Raw genomic sequence first — 20,159 nt, forward strand, 5'->3', positions numbered from 1 at the left:
GCATTCATCCAGTCATTTGGAAATAACGCGATAACCGGAAATGCAAAATATCGGAGCCTCCGGCAGCTCCTACGGACCGATGTAGGCACTGCCGGAGGCTGCGATCTTCTTCTTTTAAGGCTTGCGCGGCGTCAGAACCATCTGTGCCGGGACATTGCGCAGAATCTGCCGCTCGATCTTCAGGTCGAAGTCGGCATCCAGCTTCTTCACCCGTTTGGTCAGCAGCGTGGCCAGCCACGGATAATCTTCGGTGCGCGGCGCCTGAATGCTGACGTCGCACTCATAACTCACCACATCGCTGGCAATCGCATCGAGTTGCCGACGCAATTGCTTGCTATCGGCGATGTTCAGCGCAACGGTGGTGCTCTCGGCCGTTGGGTCGATGACCTTGGCGACACGCTTGGCTTCGGCGGCTTTGAGGGCTGCCTCGGCCTGATCCAGTTCGGCCTTGCGCGCGTGGCTGATGGCGTTGTTGACACCACCGGTCAGCGCCGGAGCTTTGGGCATCAACGCACGGGCCCGGCTCAGGGCCGTGGCGGCGGCATTCACGTCGCCTTTTTGCAGAACGATCTGGCTGCGTTGCAAGTAGGCTTCGGCGAGTTGCCGTTGATATTGCTCCAGCGACTGATCGTTGGGTGATTCGGCCTGCAAGGCGGCCAATTGATCCTCGGCGGTGGCCAGTTCACTGCTGGCCAGGCTTTGCTCCAGCTGCGCGATCGCCGTAGCCCGTGCGTCCGGGACCTCGGGGGCCGGCGGCGTGCTTTGGCAGGCGCCAAGTAGCAGCGAAAATGCAACAAGGAGCAGATAACGGGAGGCGAACGGCTTCATTCCTGCGACTCTCTGATTGCGCAAAAAACGAGCAAGTCTACACCCCTCGACGGGGCAGGACAAAACTCAGCAGAAACAGCGCGGCGGCAGCCACCACAATCGATGGGCCGGCCGGCGTGTCCTTGAACCACGACAGCGCCAGGCCACCGCAGACCGCGAGTATACCGAGCAAACTCGCGCCCAAGGCCATCTGCTCTGGAGAACGTGCGTGACGTTGTGCCGCAGCCGCCGGGATGATCAGCAAGGAAGTAATCAGCAGCACGCCGACAATTTTCATCGCCACCGCGATCACCACCGCAATCAACAGCATCAAGGTCATGCGCAATGCTGCTACCGGCAGGCCTTCAACCGTGGCCAATTCTTCGTGCACGGTAATCGCCAGCAACGGCCGCCAGAGCGCCACCAACAGCAGCATCACCGCCGCACTGCCGCCGAGGATCCACGCCAGATCGGTCGGGCTGATCGCCAGCAGGTCGCCGAACAGATAGGCCATCAGGTCGATCCGCACTTCATGCATGAAGCTTAGTACCACCAGGCCGAGAGAGAGCGTGCTCGGCGCAAGAATCCCCAACAAGGTATCGGAGGCCAGCGGCTGGCGCTGTTGCAAGGTCACCAGCAGCACGGCCAGCAACAGGCAGCCGACGGTCACCGCGATGGTCGGGCTGACATCCAGCAGAAAACCCAGCGCCACGCCGAGCAGCGCTGCATGGGACAGGGTGTCGCCGAAATAGGCCATGCGCCGCCAGACCACGAACGATCCCAGCGGACCTGCGACGGCGGCCAGGGCCAGGCCTGCGAGCAGGGCGTACAACAGAAAATCAGCCATGCTTGCAGCCATCTCCATGAACGTGGGTGTGAACGGTCGGTGCCGCGCTGACGACCGAGCCATGCAAGTCGTGGGCGTGGTCGTGATGGTGGTGATAGACCGCCAGGCTCTGCGCGTTCTTGCCGAACAGTTCGACGAACGCCGGGTCGCCGCTGACCTGCTCGGGATGCCCGGAGCAGCAGACGTGGCGATTGAGGCAGACCACCTGGTCGGTGGTGCTCATCACCAGGTGCAGATCGTGGGAAACCATCAACACCCCACAACCGTGGCGGTCGCGCAGGCGAGTGATCAGGCTATAGAGTTCGGCTTGTCCGGCCACGTCGACGCCTTGCACCGGCTCGTCAAGCACCAGCAGTTCTGGCTCGCGCAACAGGGCGCGGGCCAGTAATACGCGCTGCATTTCGCCGCCGGAAACGCTTTGCACCGGGCTGTCGATCACCTGTTCGGCGCCGACTTCCTTGAGCGCTGCCAAGGCGCGCGCACGATCTACGCCCGGCACCAGGCGCAAGAAGCGCAGTACCGAGAGCGGCAAGGTCGGGTCAACATGCAGCTTCTGCGGCATATAGCCGACCCGCAGTTTCGGCTTGCGCCAGACGCTGCCGCTGTCGGGCTTGAGCAGGCCAAGCACGGCGCGGACCAGCGTGGTCTTGCCGGCGCCGTTGGGGCCGATCAGGGTAACGATCTGCCTCGGCTCGACGCTCAGCTCGATGTTGTCCAGTACGCTTTGTCCGGCAAAGGTCACCGCAACCTGATTGAGGCGAATTAACGCAGTGCTCATCAAGCCCCCTGGCAACCCGAGCAAAGACCGACCACTTCGACGGTCTGGCCTTCGACCACAAACCCGACTTCGCCGGCGCTGTGGATGATGGTGTCGCTGATGGATTTTTGCTCGAGTTCGATGGCCGCGTGGCATTCACGGCAAATCAGGAACTGGCCCTGGTGGGCGTGCCCCGGATGATTGCAGCCAACGAAGGCGTTGAGCGAGGAAATGCGGTGGACCAGGCCGTTATCCAGCAGGAAATCCAGCGCGCGATACACCGTCGGCGGCGCGGCACGGCGGCCATCCTGCTCGCTGAGTACCGCCAGAATGTCGTAGGCGCCCAGCGGCTTGTGGCTTTGCCAGACCAGTTCCAGCACCCGCCGACGCAGCGCGGTCAGGCGCAAGCCCTGACGTGCGCAAATGACATCGGCCTCGGACAATGCGCTGTGCACGCAGTGAGAGTGGTCGTGGGGACGGCTGGCTAGCGGTGTTTTAGGCATGAGCGGCGACGAGTTTTGTGAGAGACGTTATTATGTTACCCGTTCTCGCCTACTTGAGTGGTCATCGTGCCCAGACTTTTTGCCATTTTTGTCACATTTGCTGCCGGTTTTTTTGCGATCGGCGCCGCTCATGCCGAAGTGAACGTACTGACCAGCATCAAGCCCCTGCAGCTGATTGCTGCTGCGGTGCAGGATGGCGTCGGGGTTCCCGAGGTCTTGCTGCCGCCGGGTGCATCGCCGCATAACTATGCCTTGCGTCCATCCGACGTACGGAAGGTGCAGTCGGTGGAGCTGCTCTACTGGATCGGCCCGGACATGGAAGGTTTCCTTCCTCGTGTGCTCAAAGGCCGTAGCCTGCCGTCAGTTGCGGTGCAGGACCTGCCAGGTTTGAAACTGCGGCGCTTTGCCGAAGACAGCCACTCCCATGCGGAAGAGGCAGACGAGCACGATCACGACCACCGCCCCGGTAGTCTCGATGCTCATCTCTGGTTGTCGCCGGTCAATGCGCGAGTGATCGCGGCAAAAATCGCCACCGACTTGAGTGCTGCCGATCCGGCCAATGCGCCGCGCTATCAGAGCAACCTCAAGGCGTTCGATGAGCGCCTGGACGCGCTGGATCTGCGTTTGAAAGCGCGCTTGGCCGGTATCGCGGGCAAGCCTTACTTCGTGTTTCATGAAGCGTTCGATTACTTCGAAGACGCCTACGGCCTCAAGCACACCGGCGTGTTCAGCGTGGCCGCTGAAGTACAGCCAGGTGCACAGCATGTTGCAGCGATGCGCTCGCGCTTGCAGGAAGTCGGCAAGACCTGCGTGTTCAGCGAACCACCGCTGCGCCCACGCCTGGCCGAGACGCTGGTGGCCGGTTTGCCGGTGAAACTGGCGGAGCTGGATGCGTTGGGCGGCTACACACCGGCGACGGCTCGCGGCTATGAGCAGGTGTTGGAGAAATTGGGGAATGATTTGGCGGGTTGCCTGGAGTCGCTTTAACCCCCGAGCGCAGACCCTGTGGTGAGGGGGCAAGCCCCCTCGCCACGGTTTAGAGGGCGAACGGCAACGGCGTGCTGACGTGCTGACGCTGGGCCAACCGTTGCTGGAACTCCATCGGGTCGTGAATCAGCACGTCCTGCCCGGCAAAGGATTCGGCGGCGATCAAGCGCGACAGCCAGAACCTCACGCAGGCCACCCGCAACATGGTCGGCCACAATTCGGCCTCGGCAGCGGTGAACGGGCGCAGCGCGGCATAAGCCCCGAGCAATGCCCTGGCCCGCGGGCCGTCAAGCACGCCGTCTTCGTCCGAGCACCAGTCATTCAGGGCAATCGCCACGTCGTAGAGCATCGGGCCTGAGCAGGCGTTGTAGAAGTCGATCAGCCCGGTCAGGTGCGTGCCTTCGAACATCGCGTTGTCGCGGAACAGGTCGGCGTGGATGTTGGCCCGAGGCAGCGCCAGAATTTTAATCTTCTGCTCAGTGATTTCGTTCAAGGCGCGTTGCAGCAGATTGCTTTGCGCGGCATTCAGGTGCGACAGCAGTTGCGTGCCTTCTTCGAGCATCCAGTCGAGGCCACGATCAGTCTTGCGCTTGATCATGTGGTCTTTGGTCGCCAGGTGCAGGTGCCCCAGCAATTCGCCGACTTGTGCGCAATGTTGTGCGTTGGCTTCCTTGATGTGCTTGCCGGCCAGCCGCGGCTGCAGCAGTGCAGGCTTGCCGGCCAATTCGCGCAGGGCGATGCCGTCGGTGGTCCGCAATGCATAGGGCACCGGCAAGTTGGCGTCGTGCAGCACGTCGAGCAGCTCGATAAAGAACGGCATCTCCTGCACAGGGCCGCGCTCAACCAGGGTCAGGACAAACTCCCCCTGCTCCAGGCTGATGAAGAAATTGGTGTTTTCGCTACCCGCGGCAATCCCCTGGAAATCAAGCAGGCGGCCGAGCCCATAAGGGGCGAGAAAGGTTTCCAGCTCGGGCCGAGCCAGGGGGGTGAACACAGACATGGTTAAAAACTGCTCAGTTCGGGCGCCGCGGTTGAGCCAGCGCCGATTAAAGTTAAGAAACTACTTCCACGTAAAAATTTCCCACGCCGGAATCAGCATATTCGGCTGATCCGAGCGGATATAGTTTGCCTCCGTTCCGTCCGCACGTATCAGAAAGTACGGTTTTCCACCCTTCGGTGTGACCTTGATCGCGTACACGAAGCCGTTCTGGCGGTACTCCTGAATGACTTTGTCGCCTTCAGTGTGGATGGTGACTTCCGGTTCCGGCGTCGGTGCATCATTGGCTGCCATGACGGCCAGGGGAGTGATTGCAAAGAAGCCAGCCAGTAACAAGCGATTGAGTGAGCGCATGATAACCTTGTCCCTTTGTCGTCAACGGTCCCGCTATTCTAGCGCCGGACCCGCCGAAAAGGTTGATCCTGCTCATGAGCCAAGCCCCCCTCGTCCTGGTGGACGGTTCTTCTTACCTGTACCGCGCCTTTCATGCGCTGCCACCGTTGACCACGTCCAAAGGCCTGCCGACCGGCGCAGTCAAGGGCGTGCTGAACATGCTCAAGAGTCTGCGCAAGCAGTACCCGGACAGCCCGTTCGCCGTGGTATTCGACGCCAAGGGCGGAACATTTCGCGATGACCTGTACGCCGAGTACAAAGCCAATCGTCCCAGCATGCCCGATGACATGCGTGTGCAGATCGAGCCATTGCATGCGAGCGTGATTGCCTTGGGCTTTCCGTTGCTGTGCGTCGATGGTGTTGAGGCCGACGACGTGATCGGCACGCTGGCCCGCAGCAGCGCGGCCGCCGATCGTCCGGTGGTGATCTCGACGGGCGACAAGGACATGGCGCAGCTGGTCGACGGGCACATTACCTTGGTCAATACCATGACCGGTAGCGCGATGGATGTGGCTGGCGTGAAGGAGAAATTCGGCGTCGCTCCCGAGCAGATCATCGATTACCTGGCACTGATGGGCGATTCCTCCGACAACATTCCAGGCGTGCCGGGCATTGGCCCAAAGACGGCGTCCGGCCTGCTGGTGGGTGTGAACGGCGGCCTGACCGAGCTCTATGCGCAACTCGATATCGTCCCGACGCTGCCGATTCGTGGTGCCAAAACGTTGCCTGCCAAGCTTGAAGAACACAAGGAGATGGCGTTCCTCTCCTATCAACTGGCGACCATCAAGGTCGATGTGCCGCTGGACGTTGGTCTGGACGACTTGCACCTGCGTGAGCCGGACCGTGAAAAGCTCGCCGAACTCTATACCCTGCTCGAGTTCAAGAGCTGGTTCGAGGAAGTTCAGCGTGATGCCAAGCGAGCGGGCCAGGAAGTGGTCGCGGCGGTTGAAGAAGCCGTAGCCGATAGCGATGGTCCCCACTACACCACGGTCCTCACCCAGGCAGATTTCGACGTCTGGCTGAAGAAGCTGCAAAACGCCACGCTGTTCGCCTTCGATACCGAAACCACGGGCATCGATGCGCAGCAAGCGCAACTTGTCGGGCTGTCGTTCGCTGTGCAGGCCAACGAAGCAGCCTACATTCCGTTGACCCATTCCTACATGGGCGTGCCGGATCAACTGGATCGCGACACGGTGTTGCGCGCACTGAAGCCGATTCTGGAAGACCCGAGCAAACTCAAGGTCGGCCAGCACGCCAAGTTCGACATGAACATCCTGGCCAACTGCGCCATCGGTGGAGATCAGAGCTGCGGCATCATGGTGCAAGGCATCGCCTTCGACACCATGCTCGAGTCCTACGTGCTGGATTCGACTGCGACCCGTCACGACATGGACAGTCTGGCGCTCAAGTATTTGGGCTACACCACCACCAGCTTCCAGGACATCGCGGGCAAGGGCGTCAAGCAACTGACCTTCGACCAGATCTCGCTGGAGCTGGCCGGGCCATACGCCGCTGAAGATGCCGACGTGACGCTGCGTCTGCATCAGACCCTGCATGAAAAACTCGACGCCATTCCGAGCCTGAGCAAAGTCCTCAGCGAAATCGAGATGCCGCTGGTGCCAGTATTGGCGCGTATCGAGCGCCAGGGCGCGTTGGTCGACGCCAACCTGCTGGGCATCCAGAGCGTTGAACTGGGCGATAAGCTGGTCGCGCTGGAGCGTGAGGCGTTCGCCATTGCCGGTGAGGAGTTCAACCTCGGTTCGCCGAAGCAATTGGGCGTGATCCTCTACGAAAAACTCGGGCTGCCGATTCTCAGCAAAACCGCCAAGGGCCAGGCTTCGACTGCCGAAGCGGTACTGGCGGAACTGGCCGAGCAGGATTACCCGCTGCCCAAGGTACTGATGCAGTACCGTTCCCTGAGCAAGCTGAAAAGCACCTACACCGACCGTCTGCCCGAGCAGATCAACCCGCGCACCGGGCGGATTCATACGTCCTACCATCAAGCGGTGGCAGCGACCGGTCGCTTGTCTTCCAGCGATCCAAACCTGCAGAACATTCCGATTCGTACTGCCGAAGGTCGACGGATTCGTCAGGCATTCATTGCCCCCAAAGGCTATAAGCTGCTGGCGGCGGACTATTCGCAGATCGAGCTGCGGATCATGGCCCACCTGGCCAAGGACGAAGGGCTGTTGCACGCCTTCCGCAATGATCTGGACGTGCACAAAGCCACCGCTGCCGAGGTGTTTGGGGTTGAGCTGGCGGACGTCACCACCGATCAGCGGCGCAGCGCCAAGGCGATCAACTTCGGCCTGATCTACGGCATGAGCGCATTTGGCCTGGCCAAGCAGATCGGCGTCGACCGTAAACAGTCCCAAGCCTATATCGACCGTTATTTCGCCCGCTATCCAGGCGTGCTCGAGTACATGGAGCGCACCCGCGCCCAGGCGGCCGAGCAAGGTTTCGTCGAAACCATATTCGGTCGTCGCCTGTACCTGCCGGACATCAACGCGAAAAATCCGGCCCTGCGCAAAGGCGCCGAGCGCACGGCAATCAACGCGCCGATGCAAGGCACTGCGGCGGACATCATCAAGAAGGCCATGGTGGCGGTGGATAACTGGCTGCTGACCTCAGGTCTGGACGCCAAAGTGATTCTGCAGGTGCACGATGAATTGGTACTTGAGGTTCGCGAAGACCTGATTGACCAGGTTCGTGAGGAAATTCGCGTTCACATGAGCAGTGCAGCGACCCTGGATGTACCACTTTTGGTGGAAGTCGGCGTTGGAAATAACTGGGATGAAGCGCACTAAGCCGGTGTGAGGCGCTTTTTCGGGGATAGCGCCGCGGCGTAGTGTCGCGGCAAGTCGCCAGCGAAGGGCTCTTAGTTCGGAAAATTCTTGGGGTTATTCCCAATAGGTTTTGAAATTAACCGGAACTAAATCTGTGAAGCGCCACTCAGAGTTACTGAATGGGTGGTGAAGCCCTTCGATGCTCCTATGTTGTGTTAAGTGTTGGCAGATATCTGGACCCCGCCCTAGCGGTCCGGAAACTTAGACCCCGAATTACTCTCTCCCCATACGTAATTCGGGGTTTTTTTTGCCCAAAAACTGCCTGTGGAACGGCCATGCTGCGTTAAAAACACGGCTCGAAATGCTCATTTAGGTCCCTAAACTCCGCTTTCGAGCCGTGTTTTTGCCTTGCCTGACCGTCCCACAGACAGTTTTCCGTATATCGGATATCCCAAAAGCTTATTGGGCTTCTGTCTCGGTGCCTTTGTCGGCCAGTTCCATCCAGTTTGCCAATACGGTGTAGGCGTCTTCTAGGCCCAGGCGTTTTGGTGCCGAGAACAGCTGGATGGTCACGGTTTCGCCCCAGCCTTTACGGATTTCTGCCTGAACTTTGAGCAAGGTGTTCTTCGCTGCGCCATAGGTCAGTTTGTCGGCCTTGGTCAGCAGAATGTGCATCGGCATGCCGCTGGCCACGGCCCAGTCGAGCATCAGCAGGTCGAAGTCGGTCATTGGATGACGGATGTCCATCATCAGAATCAGGCCTTTCAGACTCTCGCGGCTACCCAGATACGCTTCCAGGTGGCGCTGCCAGTGTTGCTTCAGCGGGATGGGTACTTTCGCATAACCGTAACCCGGCAGGTCGACCAGACGGCGTTCATCGTCTAGCTTGAAGAAGTTCAAGAGTTGCGTGCGGCCTGGTGTTTTCGAGGTGCGCGCCAGGCTGGCGTGAGTCAGGGTGTTCAGGGCGCTGGATTTGCCGGCGTTGGAACGCCCGGCGAAGGCCACTTCAAAGCCTTCATCGTCAGGACATTGGTCGACTTTGGCGGCGCTGAGCATGAAGGTGGACTGTTGGCACAGGCCGAGGATGGGGTTCTTGAGTTGCATGGGATTTCCGATGTGGGCGGTGCCGAGATTGGTCGCAAAGAGCAGCGTCGTTTCCGTTTCAGTGACGCCAGTATATAATGCCGCAGATTTTGTGTGCGCTTTGTCCCGGCGTAGGATGAAGTTCACGAGAGCGATTAACCTTGATTGCGCACTAGAACGCAGCACGCTCTCAACCCTGAAAAGGTCGTTTTATGACGAAATGGCTGCTAGCTGCCGGTGTCTTGATGCCGCTTTACAGCGCTCAGGCTACACAGGATCCGGAAGCTGTGTACAACCGTGTTTGTGGAGCCTGTCATTCCGGCCAACTCCCAACGGCGCCTCAAAAGGGCGATCAGGAAGCTTGGGCGCCAAGACTGGCGCAAGGTATGGAGACGCTGGTGCAACACGTGACCCAGGGTTTCAAGGCGATGCCGCCGCGTGGTTTGTGCATGGACTGCAGTGCCGAGGATTACCGAGCAATCATCCAGTGGATGAACGAGTGATCCCGGTCCATAACTCTTTAACCCTTAGCCGTAGTTGGATTAGCTGATGAACAAATTGATCGTGAGTCTGCTGTTGACCCTGGGGATCTCCGGCATAGCCCATGCTGCAGGCGATGCGACTGCTGGTCAGGCGAAAGCCGCAGTATGTGGCGCCTGTCATGGCCCGGACGGCAATAGCATGGCGCCAAACTTTCCAAAGCTGGCGGGTCAGGGTGAGCGTTACCTGAACAAGCAACTGCACGACATCAAGTCGGGCAAGCGCACCGTTCTGGAGATGACCGGCCTGCTGACCAACCTGAGCGATCAGGACCTGGCTGACCTTGCTGCCTACTTCTCCAGCCAGAAAGGCAGCGTCGGCGCAGCAGATCCTAAAGTCGTGGCTCACGGTGAAGAGTTGTTCCGTGGTGGCAAACTGGACCAGGGCATGCCGTCTTGCACCGGTTGCCACTCGCCTAATGGCGCGGGCAACGCCGCTGCTGCCTTCCCGCATCTGGGCGGCCAGCACGCTCAATACATCGCCAAGCAGCTGACTGATTTCCGCGAAGGTAACCGTACCAACGACGGCGACACGAAAATCATGCAGAGCATTGCTGCAAAATTGAGCAACAAGGACATCGAAGCGGTGTCCAGCTACATTCAGGGCCTGCACTAAGGTCGGTTGAGCGGGCGTTGCGCAGGGTGTTGATCTCGCGCAATGTTAACGCTCGATTAATCCTTCGATGCAAACATAAAAAGGGTGGCTTAGGCTGCCCTTTTTTGTGGCTGCTGCCGTTACACTAGAGCACTAATGCCCGCCATGATCTGCCAGAAAACAGGTCGCGCGAGGCGACCCAATTTGTTCAGGAGTAAAGCATGCGTAATCTGATTCTCAGCGCCGCACTCGTCACTGTCAGCCTGTTTGGTATGACCGCCCAAGCTGCCGAACCGCTTGAAGCCGGTAAACAATATGTCGAATTGGGCAGCGCCGTTCCGGTGGCTGTGCCTGGAAAGATCGAGGTCGTGGAGCTGTTCTGGTATGGCTGCCCGCACTGCTATGCATTCGAGCCGACCATCAATCCCTGGGTTGAAAAACTGCCTGCAGACGTGAACTTCGTGCGTATTCCGGCCATGTTCGGTGGTATCTGGAACGTTCACGGCCAGCTGTACATCACCCTGGAAGCGATGGGCGTGGAGCACAAGGTCCATAAAGCCGTCTTCGAAGCGATCCACAGTGGCAAGAAGCTCGCTACCCCGGAAGAAATGGCTGAGTTCCTGGCCGGCGAAGGTGTCGACAAAGAGAAGTTCCTGAGCACCTACAACTCGTTCGCCGTCAAAGGCAAAGTTGAAGATGCCAAGAAAAAGGCTCAGGCCTATCAGATCTCTGGCGTACCAACCATGGTCGTGAACGGCAAATACCGCTTCGATCTGGGCACTGCCGGTGGTCCTGAAGGCACCTTGAGCGTGGCCGATCAGCTAATCGCCAAGGAGCGCGCCGCTAAGTAAGCGGCGCCCGCCATGCGCCGCTGGGGTACTGAACGTCTCGTTGGTCTGCATGATCCGCAGGTCAACGAGCATCATCTGGAGTCCTCGGGCTTGCCTGCAGACAGCCGTCTGCGTTTGCTCAGTTTCAACATTCAGGTCGGTATCAGTACCGAGCGTTATCGGCATTACCTGACCCGTAGCTGGCAGCATTTGCTGCCGCACACCGGGCGAGCGGATAACCTGCAGAAAATCGGCAATCTGCTGGGCGACTACGATCTGGTCGCTTTGCAGGAAGCCGATGGTGGCAGCCTGCGGTCAGGCTACGTCAATCAAGTCGAACACCTGGCCCAGCTCGGTGCCTTCCCCTACTGGTATCAACAACTCAATCGCAACCTGGGCCGCCTCGCCCAGCACAGCAATGGCGTGCTCAGTCGATTGCGCCCATGGGCGATTGAAGATCATCCGCTGCCGGGGCCAAAGGGCCGTGGTGCGATTCTTGTGCGGTTTGGCGAAGGACCGGATGCGCTGGTGGTCGTGATGATGCACCTCGCGCTGGGGGCGCGCGTGCGGACGATGCAGTTGGCCTACATTCGCGAGCTGATCGGTGACTACAAGCATCAGGTGCTGATGGGCGACATGAACACCCACGCCAGTGACCTGCTGCAAACTTCCCCTCTGCGAGATCTGGGTCTGCTTGCGCCGCAAGTCGAAGCGACGTTCCCCAGCTGGCGCCCGCAACGCTGTCTTGACCATATTCTGCTCAGCCCTACGCTGGTCCTTGAACGGGTCGAAGTGCTGGCGCAACCGATTTCTGATCACCTGCCCGTCGCGGTAGAGATTCGTCTGCCGGGTTCGCTCACGGTCGATGCATTGCCCGCGCTGAGTCCTGCCCTTCGCGGAACCCCTGAATGAGCGACGAAGCACAGCGCTGGAAAGAGAAATACCTCAAAAGTATCGAACAACAGGAAAAGCTCGAGCGTCGTTGGGATGCCCGCCTCGACTTGCTGCGTCGCGGACTGGTTCGCAGCACGCTGGCGGCCGAGGGCACCGACCGTGCGGTTGACCAGTGCATGAAGGAAATGCGCGAAGTCATCCGCACCAACGATATGGATGCCGGATTGGCGGCATTGCTGCCACGCCTGGAGAAAGCGGTACTCGACTCCGAGCAGCGGCGCGAGACCCGGGTCAATCAAGTCAGCGCTGCGTTGACCGCCCTGGTCAGTCAGCTCCAGGCGTTGCCGTTGCCGCGCGAGATCAGCCGCCCGCTCAAGACCTTTGCCAAGCAGCTCGACGGACGGGTTGGCCAGGCACGTGAAATTCCCCTGCTGCTCGGAGAGCTCAGTGGTCTGCAAGGTCAGGCGCTGAGCCTGTTGGAAAACCCTGCCGAGCCAAGCCGCCCAGGTTTGCTGCAGCGTTTGTTTGGCGGTAGAGAGGCGGATGCTCAGGCTTCAGAAGCCGGTGCGCTACAACACGAAGCGCCTGCTCCGAGCCCTGTTGAGCAAGTGTCGGCACCTGTAACAGAGGCGACAGCCGAGCCGGTGCATGAATCACCAGTGCCGTTGCAGATCCAGGTTATTACCCCCGCTGTACACGAAATCCCGGCACCCACCGCGCAGGTGCCGCACGCTGTGATTGCAGAGTCGGAGCCGTTGGCAGCTCAGTCGCTGGAAGAAGCACAGCCAGCACCTGATGTGGTGGCTTTTGTTCCTCCAGTGCTGGCCGTCGAAGCTGCGCGTGGCAAAGCGCAGGTAGCGGAACAGAATCTGCCGGATGTGGATACGCCGGAAGAACCGAAGATATCCCCGACACCCGACCCGATGACGGCTGCTGATTCAATGGCGATCAATCCCGACGAGCTGACATCCGAGGTCCCTCGGACGGCGGATGAAGCTTCGCCGTTAATTGATAGCCTTCCTCCCCTGCCGGCGATGGCAGTAGCCTTGGCTACTCTGGACCCGGAGCATCCTGAGCAGGATGTTCTTTACGCACTGCCCGACTCGCCGGAGCCGTCCTACAGCTCGGTGGCCAAACACATCGAGAGCACGCTGCTGGGGCTGCTGGACGATTTGTCGCTGCCCGAGCGTCACCGTCCGCAGGCCGAGGCGATGCGCGATCGGCTGCAAAATGGCTTGAATTGGTACGAACTGCTGCCGATCCTCGATGATCTTGCGGTTTTGATGCTTGCGATTACTGACAGCGGTCAGCATGAGTTCGAGGTTTACCTCAAGCAACTCAATGAGCGATTGGAGTCCTTCCAAAGCAACCTGCAAGCCGCCAGTGAGGGTCATGCCGACAACCGCTCTGCTGCGCGGGAGATGGACACGCAGATCCGTGAGCAGGTCGATGGCTTGCAGAGCAGCATGCAGGACGCCGCCGATCTGGAGGGCCTCAAGCATGTGCTGGAGAACCATCTGGAAGGGTTGCTCGGCACCATGGATCAGCACCAGAAACAGCGCGACGAGCGTGAGCAGGAGGTTGCGGCACGTCTACAAGGCTTGGCCGAGCGAGTTGCGAGCATGGAGCAGGAGGCTCAGGGTTACCGCGAGCACCTGGAAGAGCAACGTCAGAAAGCCCTGGTCGATCCGCTGACCGGTTTACCGAACCGGGCGGCCTGGAGCGAGCGTCTGGAGCACGAGATTGCCCAGTGGCAGCAACACGGAAACTCGCTGTTGCTGGCGATGCTCGATCTCGACCACTTCAAGCGCATCAACGATAACTACGGTCACCTGGCCGGCGACAAAGTGCTGAAGATCATTGCCAACGTGCTGCGCAAGCGCCTGCGCGGTACGGACTTCATTGCCCGTTTCGGTGGTGAGGAGTTTGTCTTGCTGGTGCCCAATACCCCTTTGGCTGTCGGCGCCAAGTTGGCAGAAACCCTGCGCGCGGCTATCGAAGCCTGCCCGTTTCATTTCAAAGGTGAGCGCGTGACGATCACGGTTTCCATGGGAATGACGGCGTTCAAAGCGGGAGAACACAGCGATCTTGTGCTGAAAAGAGCCGATCAGGCGCTTTACCGGGCAAAAAATGCCGGCCGAAACCGAGTGGAGCTGGGCTGACGATAAGTGATCCATCGGGTTAAATGCCAGGCTTTGCCGGTCCAGAAGAAGGCGGTACGTTACACTGTTGCATTACTCTCTCAGCGTATTGTCCAGATCATGAAATCGATTCCTCTGCTTTTGGTACTTCTGGTCCTGGCGGGTTGCGCCAGCGGCCCGCGAATCGACACCAACCATCCGTCGGTGAACTTCGACAATCGTGTGCAGTTTATCGTGGTGCATTACACCACCGCCTCGCAGGAGCGTTCGTTGGCGCTGTTGACCCATGGCGAGGTCAGCAGCCATTACCTGGTGGGCGATGACAAGAGCGCCACTATTTTCAAGTTGGTGGATGAAAGCCGTCGGGCCTGGCATGCCGGGGAAAGCGAGTGGCAGGGCCGGACCTGGCTGAACTCAAGCTCGATTGGCATCGAAATCGTCAATCCGGGATTTCACGATACGCCTGCCGGGCGCGTCTGGTATCCCTACAGCGAGGCGCAGGTTCAGTCTTTGATTTTCCTGATCAAGGACATCAGCAAGCGCAACAACATCAGCCCGCGAAACATCATTGGCCACAGTGACATCGCGCCGCTACGCAAGCTTGATCCGGGGCCGTTGTTCCCGTGGAAGCGTCTGGCCGACGAAGGGCTGGTGGTCTGGCCCGATGCCCAGGCCGTAGCGCGTCAGCAGGCGTTATTCGAAGCACAACTTCCGAGCATCACCTGGTTTCAGGAAGAGCTCGCGCGTCTGGGCTATACAACGCCGCAGACCGGTGAACTGGATGTGGCCACCCGGCATGTGCTGACAGCTTTCCAGATGCACTATCGACCTTCACGGTTTGACGGTACGCCAGATGCGCAAAGCGCCGCGATTCTGCAGGTGCTCAACCAGACAAAATAATGACGCCCGCCCGACGGTCAGGGCTATTTTCTGATCAGTAGCTATAACTCATTGGTAATCCTTCGGATATTCAATGATGGCAGTCGCTGGCGAAACCCTGCGCAGTTGGTTCTATCGCCCTTGGTCTTTGGCGATACTAGCGGCTGCGCTGAGTGCGGCCTTGCTGTTGGCTGGCAGCCTCGGGGTGGCGCAGCGGCAGGTCCAGCAACGTGAAAGCGAACAGATGAATGCTCAGGGCGAACGCTTTCTGGAGCGTCTGGAGCAACTGTTCGGTCAACTGCGCGAAGGCCTGGATGACCTGGAAGCGCAGCCGTTGCGTAACTGTGATGCAGACATGATCGCGACCTTGCAGCAGGTCAGTTTCAATTACCGCTTCGTCTATGAAGCGGCCTATATCGATAGCACGCAATTTTGTTCGAGCCGACCGCGGCAGGATGGGCTTTCGGCAATCCGACCGCCGGACATCAAAGGGCCGACCTACAGTTATTGGCTCAACACCTCGACCGAGCCCGATGAAGACCGTGCAGCGCTGATGTTGGGACGCGGTAATTTTCGCGTCGCTACCTCCCGAGGGCATTTGACCGACATGGTTGATCTCACGCCCGGCAGCAGCCTGTTGGTGGTGGTCGATCATGGCGCTCGGGCGATCCCGGTACTCGGCACACCACAAGCCTGGCCACTCAGCGACCCTTGGTCGTCCTTCAGCAGTGAACCGTTGCAGGTCACGAAAACCCGGCTGATCTATCGCATGCCGACCAACAATCCCGAGTACCAGTTGGTGTTGATCAGCCCTCGAACCGCATCGCACCTGCCCACGCTGTGGTGGTGGCTGGTGCCGGCAAGCCTGGTGCTGGGCTTGAGCATTGGCGGTTTGGTGTTTTTGATGGCCCGCCAGCGGCAATCGTTGGGCGGTGAGTTGCAGGGAGCCCTCAAGCGGGGGGAGTTACAGGTCCTGTATCAGCCGATCTTCGATCTCAAGAGCCGTCACTGTGTCGGTGCCGAAGCCTTATTGCGCTGGCGCCGGCCGGACGGCACGCTCACCAGCCCGGACCTGTTTATTCCCATGGCGGAAGACTCCGGGCAGATCCGTCAGATCACTGACTTCGTGTTGCAGCGATTGCTTGAACAGCTCGGTAAGTTACTGCGCGCCAACCCGCAGTTGTATATTTCGGTCAACCTGGCGGCCTGCGACGTCATGGTGCCGCGGGTTGGCCAGGTCATGGCAGGCTTGCTGGCCACGCACCGGGTCGCTGCGCGGCAGATCGCATTTGAGGTGACCGAGCGCGGGTTGATCGATGTGGTGGTCGCACGGGAGAACCTGCAAGCGTTGCGCGATGCCGGGCATCAAGTGTTGATCGACGACTTTGGCACCGGTTATTGCAGCCTGGCTTACCTGCAAACCCTGCCAGTGGACTACCTTAAAATCGATAAGGCTTTCATTGATGCGCTGGGCCACGACGCCGCCAGCAGCGGCGTGGCGCCGCACATCATTCGCATGGCGCATGCCTTGCAGCTCAAGGTGATTGCCGAAGGTATCGAACATGAAGCTCAGGCCACGTTGCTGAGCAGTGAGGGAGTGAATTACGGCCAAGGCTGGTTGTTCGCCCATGCCTTGACCGCGACGCAGTTCATTGAACTGATCACCCGAGGCCGTCGGTTGGCGTCACGGCGGTTGGATGACGAGGCGTGATCGCTCGTTAGAGTGGCAGTGCCATATAGAACTGGGTGCCCTGTCCCGGCCGGGAATATACGCCCATGCGACCGCCGTGCAGCTGCACGATCTCCTTGCACAGTGCCAAACCGAGCCCGGCGCCGCCCTTCTTGCGCCCGACTTGAACGAAGGGTTCGAAAATCCGCCCCTGCTGGCCGTAAGCGATACCTTCGCCATTGTCCTCGACGCTGACGATCACCCTTTCGCCGTGCCGGCGAGCCTGCAAGCGTATCTGCCCATGGTGGCTGGTATGGCGCAGCGCGTTGTCGATCAGGTTGTCCAGCACCCGGTCGAGTTGCGCCTGATCGGCCTGCAGGCGCGGGAGTGGTGTGTGCACTTCCACCAACAACTCGATGCTTTGCTCATTAGCCCGCTCGGCGAAACGCTCCTGTGCCTGCTCCAGCAGGTCATCGATGTTGCACGGCGCCAGGGTGAGTTTTTGTAGACCATTCTGATAACGCGAGAAGTTCAGCAGGTCGTTGATCAACTGCATCAAACGCTGCATTTCCTCATTCACCGTGTTCAACAGGTCGGCTTCGCGAGAGTCCTCGGTAAAGTGCGCGCGCTCGCGGAACAGGCCGAAGGCCATGTGCATGCCGGTGACCGGCGTACGCAGCTCATGGGAGGCACGCAGTACGAACTCGCTGCGCACCCGTTCAAAGGCCCGTTGCTCGGTGACATCGTGCAGCACCATGACGGCGCCGAGGATATGCCCCTGGGGATGAATGACCGGCGTCAGGCTGTAGGTCAACAGACGCGACTCGCCATCGACTTCGATGCTCAGGTCTTCAGGCGCACGCTCCAGCGTTCCGCCGCGCAGTACCGTTTGTAGTTGTTCATCGAGCTCTGGCCGCTGGAGTGCGGTGCCCAGGCCTTGGCCGAGGCGGCCTTCGTCCCAGCCCAATTGACGCTGTGCAACCGGATTAAGGTGCTCCAGTTGGCCCTGACGATCAATCATCAGCAAACCGTCATCGATGCTGTCGAGCACGGCTTGCAAGCGTTGCTGACCGGCGAGCAGTTCATCGACATTGGTTGCCTGATGCTCGCGCAAGGCTTCGGCCATGATCCCGAAGCGCCGGGTGAGCTGGGTCAGTTCCACCGCCGGGGAAATTGGCAGGGTGACATCGAAGTTACCCTGGCCGATGTTATCCGCGGCCTTGGCGAGTGCCTCGATCGGCTCACCGAAGCGCCGGGCGATGCCGTGAGCGGTGATGAAGCCGATGGCCAGTACTGCCAACCCGACCAATCCGAGCAAACCGGCAATCAGCAGTGCATGTTCGCGGGCATTGCGCTGGGTCTCGTCGATGTTGTCCAGGGCCTGTTTGTGTTCGGCAATAAGGCCGTTGCGCAGCACGTTGAACTTTTCGGTGAGGTCCCGATTGCCGGCGAGCTTGCCGGACGGTTCCTGCGTGAGGCTGAAGGCCTTGAGAAAGGACAGGTAGTCCGTGCGGGCCTGCTCGAAGCCGTGATGCTCGCCATTGAAACTGTTTTCATGCTCGATGCCTTGATCCAGCAGCTCGAAGTAGCGCCGTTCAGAGGATTCCAGTGCCTCAAGGTCGGGCTTTATGCTGAGCATGTTGATCAACTGATCGTCCAGGGTCTGGCGCAGCTTGAGTTCCAGGTCGAGGGTGATGAAGTTGTCGCGGATCAGCGCTTCCTGGTTACTGGCTATCTGCATCACGCTGACCAGCCCGAGTACCAGGCCGAGCAACGCCACGGTGATCAGTGCCGAGATACTCAGAAACAGCCGTGTGCGCAACTTCATCGCCAGCTTCATAAGGTGTTGCTCACAGGTTGTACTGCTTGCGTTTGCGGTACAGCGTCGAGGCGTCGATACCCAGGGTCTTGGCTGCTTGATCGAGGGTGCCGGCGCTGGCCAGTACCGCGCCGATGTGGGCTTTCTCCAATTCATCCAGGCTTAGCGCCGCTCCGATTCTGGGAGCGTTGCTGGTGGTTTGCTCGGCCATGCCCAAATGGCTGATCTCGACTCGCTCCTGTGGGCAAATGATGCTTGCTCGTTCGACCACGTTACGCAGTTCGCGGATGTTGCCTGGCCAGCGATAGCCGAGCAGCGCCTCGCGTGCTTCGTCGCTGAAGACACGAGCCGGCCGCGCGTATTCCTTGACGAAGCGTGCCAGGAAGCGCTCGGCCAGGGCCAGAATGTCCTCGGTTCGTTCGCGCAGTGGTGGCAGGTGCAAGGTGATGACGTTCAGCCGGTAGAGCAGGTCTTCGCGGAAACGACCGTCGCGAGTCATGTCTTCAAGATTGAGGTTGGTGGCGGCGAGGATTCGCACATCGGCGCGACGGGTCACCGGGTCGCCGACCCTTTCGTATTCCTTGTCCTGAATGAAGCGCAGCAGTTTGGGCTGCAGGGCCAGCGGGAAATCGCCGATCTCATCAAGAAACAATGTACCTCCGTCGGCCTGATTGACCCGGCCGAGGGTACTTTCGCTGGCACCGGTAAATGCCCCGCGGCTGTGGCCGAAGAGCTCGCTTTCCATCAGCTCGGTTGTCAATGATGGGCAGTTGATGGTGATGAAGGATTTCTTCGCGCGTTTGCTCCAGCCGTGAATGGCCCGGGCCAGTTCGCCTTTACCGGTACCGGATTCGCCGAGTATCAGAATATTGGCATCGGTGCTGGCGACCTGGCGGGCGGTTTCCAGTACGACTTTCATCGCCGGGCTGTGGGAATCCAGGCCATCGTTGGGTTTGCGGACTTCACCTTCGAGGGCTTCAAGGCGTGCCGAGAGCTGGCGCATTTCCAGTTGTTTGGCGGTGGCCAGGCGCAATTGGTCAGGGCTGCAAGGTTTGACCAGATAGTCGGCGGCGCCGGCCTGGATAGCATCGACGGCGGTGTCCACGGCCGAGTGTGCGGTGACGATCACTACGCGCATCCAGGGCGCCTGCACACGCATTTGCGCCAGGACGTCGAGACCGTTGTCTTCGCCCAGACGCAGGTCAAGGAAGCACAAGTCGAAGACCTGCCGTTGCAACAAGGCGTCGGCCTGGGCCGCGCTGTTGGCGGTGGCAACGCTATAGCCTTCGTCTTCCAGGCAGTAGCGGAAGGTGCGCAGGATGGCGGATTCATCATCTACCAGCAAAATGCGGCCTTGATGCTCGGTGGCGGATTCCATTTTTCCTACGCTCCTTAAATGAATGCTCTTAATTTAGTCTCGGAAAAATCGGGCAAGTTGCATGGTTTATTCTGGGCGCTTCTCATCAGAATGGGGTAGTTGTCTGTCGGGATTTATAATAACTATATGATTTTAATAGTTTTTATTCTTTATCTGACGGCCTCGACGTTTTCCCGCCTCTTTTTCTGACATCCGTATCCCTTCATACATTCCAAAAATTTTCGATTTCCTGCAAATCGATCGTGCATTACGCAC

The 20,159-nt window shown here is 59.5% G+C and carries 18 protein-coding genes; 9 read left to right on the top strand and 9 right to left on the bottom strand.

What is annotated here, in order from left to right; all coding sequences use genetic code 11:
* Positions 1-114 precede the first annotated feature (114 nt).
* The 4 genes from AO353_RS10895 to AO353_RS10910 are packed head-to-tail and all read right to left on the bottom strand — an operon-like array spanning position 115 to position 2,914.
* Positions 115-828, bottom strand: a complete 714-nt coding sequence (locus AO353_RS10895; protein WP_054594940.1) for a PA5502 family lipoprotein — start codon at positions 826-828, stop codon at positions 115-117.
* Between the two features lie 37 nt (positions 829-865).
* Positions 866-1,654, bottom strand: coding sequence for a zinc ABC transporter permease subunit ZnuB (gene znuB, locus AO353_RS10900; protein ID WP_054594941.1), 789 nt, complete (start codon positions 1,652-1,654; stop codon positions 866-868).
* Positions 1,647-2,432: a zinc ABC transporter ATP-binding protein ZnuC gene (znuC, locus tag AO353_RS10905; RefSeq protein ID WP_054594942.1), complete on the bottom strand. Its 786-nt coding sequence runs from the start codon at positions 2,430-2,432 to the stop codon at positions 1,647-1,649. Before znuC ends, znuB begins: the two co-directional genes overlap by 8 nt.
* Positions 2,432-2,914, bottom strand: coding sequence for a Fur family transcriptional regulator (locus AO353_RS10910; protein WP_054594943.1), 483 nt, complete (start codon positions 2,912-2,914; stop codon positions 2,432-2,434). Before AO353_RS10910 ends, znuC begins: the two co-directional genes overlap by 1 nt.
* A 57-nt stretch (positions 2,915-2,971) precedes the next feature.
* Here AO353_RS10910 and AO353_RS10915 point away from each other — a divergent pair, with 57 nt between their 5' ends.
* On the top strand, positions 2,972-3,901 hold the full coding sequence (locus AO353_RS10915; protein ID WP_081013722.1) for a zinc ABC transporter substrate-binding protein: 930 nt from the start codon (positions 2,972-2,974) through the stop codon (positions 3,899-3,901).
* Between the two features lie 49 nt (positions 3,902-3,950).
* Here AO353_RS10915 and AO353_RS10920 read toward each other — a convergent pair whose 3' ends face one another.
* Both AO353_RS10920 and AO353_RS10925 read right to left on the bottom strand, forming a co-directional pair.
* Positions 3,951-4,901: a homoserine kinase gene (locus AO353_RS10920; protein WP_054594945.1), complete on the bottom strand. Its 951-nt coding sequence runs from the start codon at positions 4,899-4,901 to the stop codon at positions 3,951-3,953.
* 60 nt (positions 4,902-4,961) lie between these two features.
* Positions 4,962-5,252, bottom strand: coding sequence for a DUF2782 domain-containing protein (locus AO353_RS10925; RefSeq protein ID WP_054594946.1), 291 nt, complete (start codon positions 5,250-5,252; stop codon positions 4,962-4,964).
* A gap of 74 nt (positions 5,253-5,326) precedes the next feature.
* Here AO353_RS10925 and polA point away from each other — a divergent pair, with 74 nt between their 5' ends.
* Positions 5,327-8,098, top strand: coding sequence for a DNA polymerase I (polA, locus tag AO353_RS10930; RefSeq protein WP_054594947.1), 2,772 nt, complete (start codon positions 5,327-5,329; stop codon positions 8,096-8,098).
* A gap of 438 nt (positions 8,099-8,536) precedes the next feature.
* On the opposite strand, the gene yihA is transcribed toward polA, so the two are convergent.
* On the bottom strand, positions 8,537-9,181 hold the full coding sequence (yihA, locus tag AO353_RS10935) for a ribosome biogenesis GTP-binding protein YihA/YsxC (RefSeq protein WP_054594948.1): 645 nt from the start codon (positions 9,179-9,181) through the stop codon (positions 8,537-8,539).
* A 191-nt stretch (positions 9,182-9,372) separates the two neighbouring features.
* Between yihA and AO353_RS10940 the strand changes: the two genes are divergently transcribed.
* The 7 genes from AO353_RS10940 to AO353_RS10970 all read left to right on the top strand — a co-directional run bounded on the left by AO353_RS10940 (position 9,373) and on the right by AO353_RS10970 (position 16,749).
* Positions 9,373-9,663, top strand: a complete 291-nt coding sequence (locus AO353_RS10940; protein WP_054594949.1) for a c-type cytochrome — start codon at positions 9,373-9,375, stop codon at positions 9,661-9,663.
* 46 nt (positions 9,664-9,709) lie between these two features.
* The gene (locus tag AO353_RS10945) at positions 9,710-10,315 is read left to right on the top strand and encodes a c-type cytochrome (RefSeq protein WP_054594950.1); all 606 of its coding nucleotides are present in this window, start codon (positions 9,710-9,712) and stop codon (positions 10,313-10,315) included.
* Positions 10,316-10,515: 200 nt separating this feature from the next.
* On the top strand, positions 10,516-11,145 hold the full coding sequence (locus AO353_RS10950) for a thiol:disulfide interchange protein DsbA/DsbL (RefSeq protein ID WP_054594951.1): 630 nt from the start codon (positions 10,516-10,518) through the stop codon (positions 11,143-11,145).
* A gap of 12 nt (positions 11,146-11,157) precedes the next feature.
* Positions 11,158-12,036: an endonuclease/exonuclease/phosphatase family protein gene (locus tag AO353_RS10955; RefSeq protein WP_054594952.1), complete on the top strand. Its 879-nt coding sequence runs from the start codon at positions 11,158-11,160 to the stop codon at positions 12,034-12,036.
* Positions 12,033-14,180: a diguanylate cyclase gene (locus tag AO353_RS10960; protein WP_054594953.1), complete on the top strand. Its 2,148-nt coding sequence runs from the start codon at positions 12,033-12,035 to the stop codon at positions 14,178-14,180. The genes AO353_RS10955 and AO353_RS10960 overlap by 4 nt, the downstream gene beginning before the upstream one ends.
* A gap of 99 nt (positions 14,181-14,279) precedes the next feature.
* Positions 14,280-15,059, top strand: coding sequence for an N-acetylmuramoyl-L-alanine amidase (locus AO353_RS10965; RefSeq protein WP_054594954.1), 780 nt, complete (start codon positions 14,280-14,282; stop codon positions 15,057-15,059).
* Between the two features lie 76 nt (positions 15,060-15,135).
* Positions 15,136-16,749: an EAL domain-containing protein gene (locus AO353_RS10970; RefSeq protein WP_054598211.1), complete on the top strand. Its 1,614-nt coding sequence runs from the start codon at positions 15,136-15,138 to the stop codon at positions 16,747-16,749.
* 7 nt (positions 16,750-16,756) lie between these two features.
* On the opposite strand, the gene AO353_RS10975 is transcribed toward AO353_RS10970, so the two are convergent.
* Positions 16,757-18,547: an ATP-binding protein gene (locus tag AO353_RS10975; protein WP_054594955.1), complete on the bottom strand. Its 1,791-nt coding sequence runs from the start codon at positions 18,545-18,547 to the stop codon at positions 16,757-16,759.
* A gap of 10 nt (positions 18,548-18,557) precedes the next feature.
* Positions 18,558-19,904 carry a sigma-54-dependent response regulator transcription factor AlgB gene (algB, locus tag AO353_RS10980; protein WP_054594956.1) on the bottom strand — a complete coding sequence of 449 codons (1,347 nt, stop codon included), beginning with the start codon at positions 19,902-19,904 and terminating at the stop codon, positions 18,558-18,560.
* Between the last annotated feature and the right edge of the window lie 255 nt (positions 19,905-20,159).

This window comes from Pseudomonas fluorescens (assembly GCF_001307155.1).
Taxonomy (GTDB): domain Bacteria; phylum Pseudomonadota; class Gammaproteobacteria; order Pseudomonadales; family Pseudomonadaceae; genus Aquipseudomonas; species Aquipseudomonas helvetica.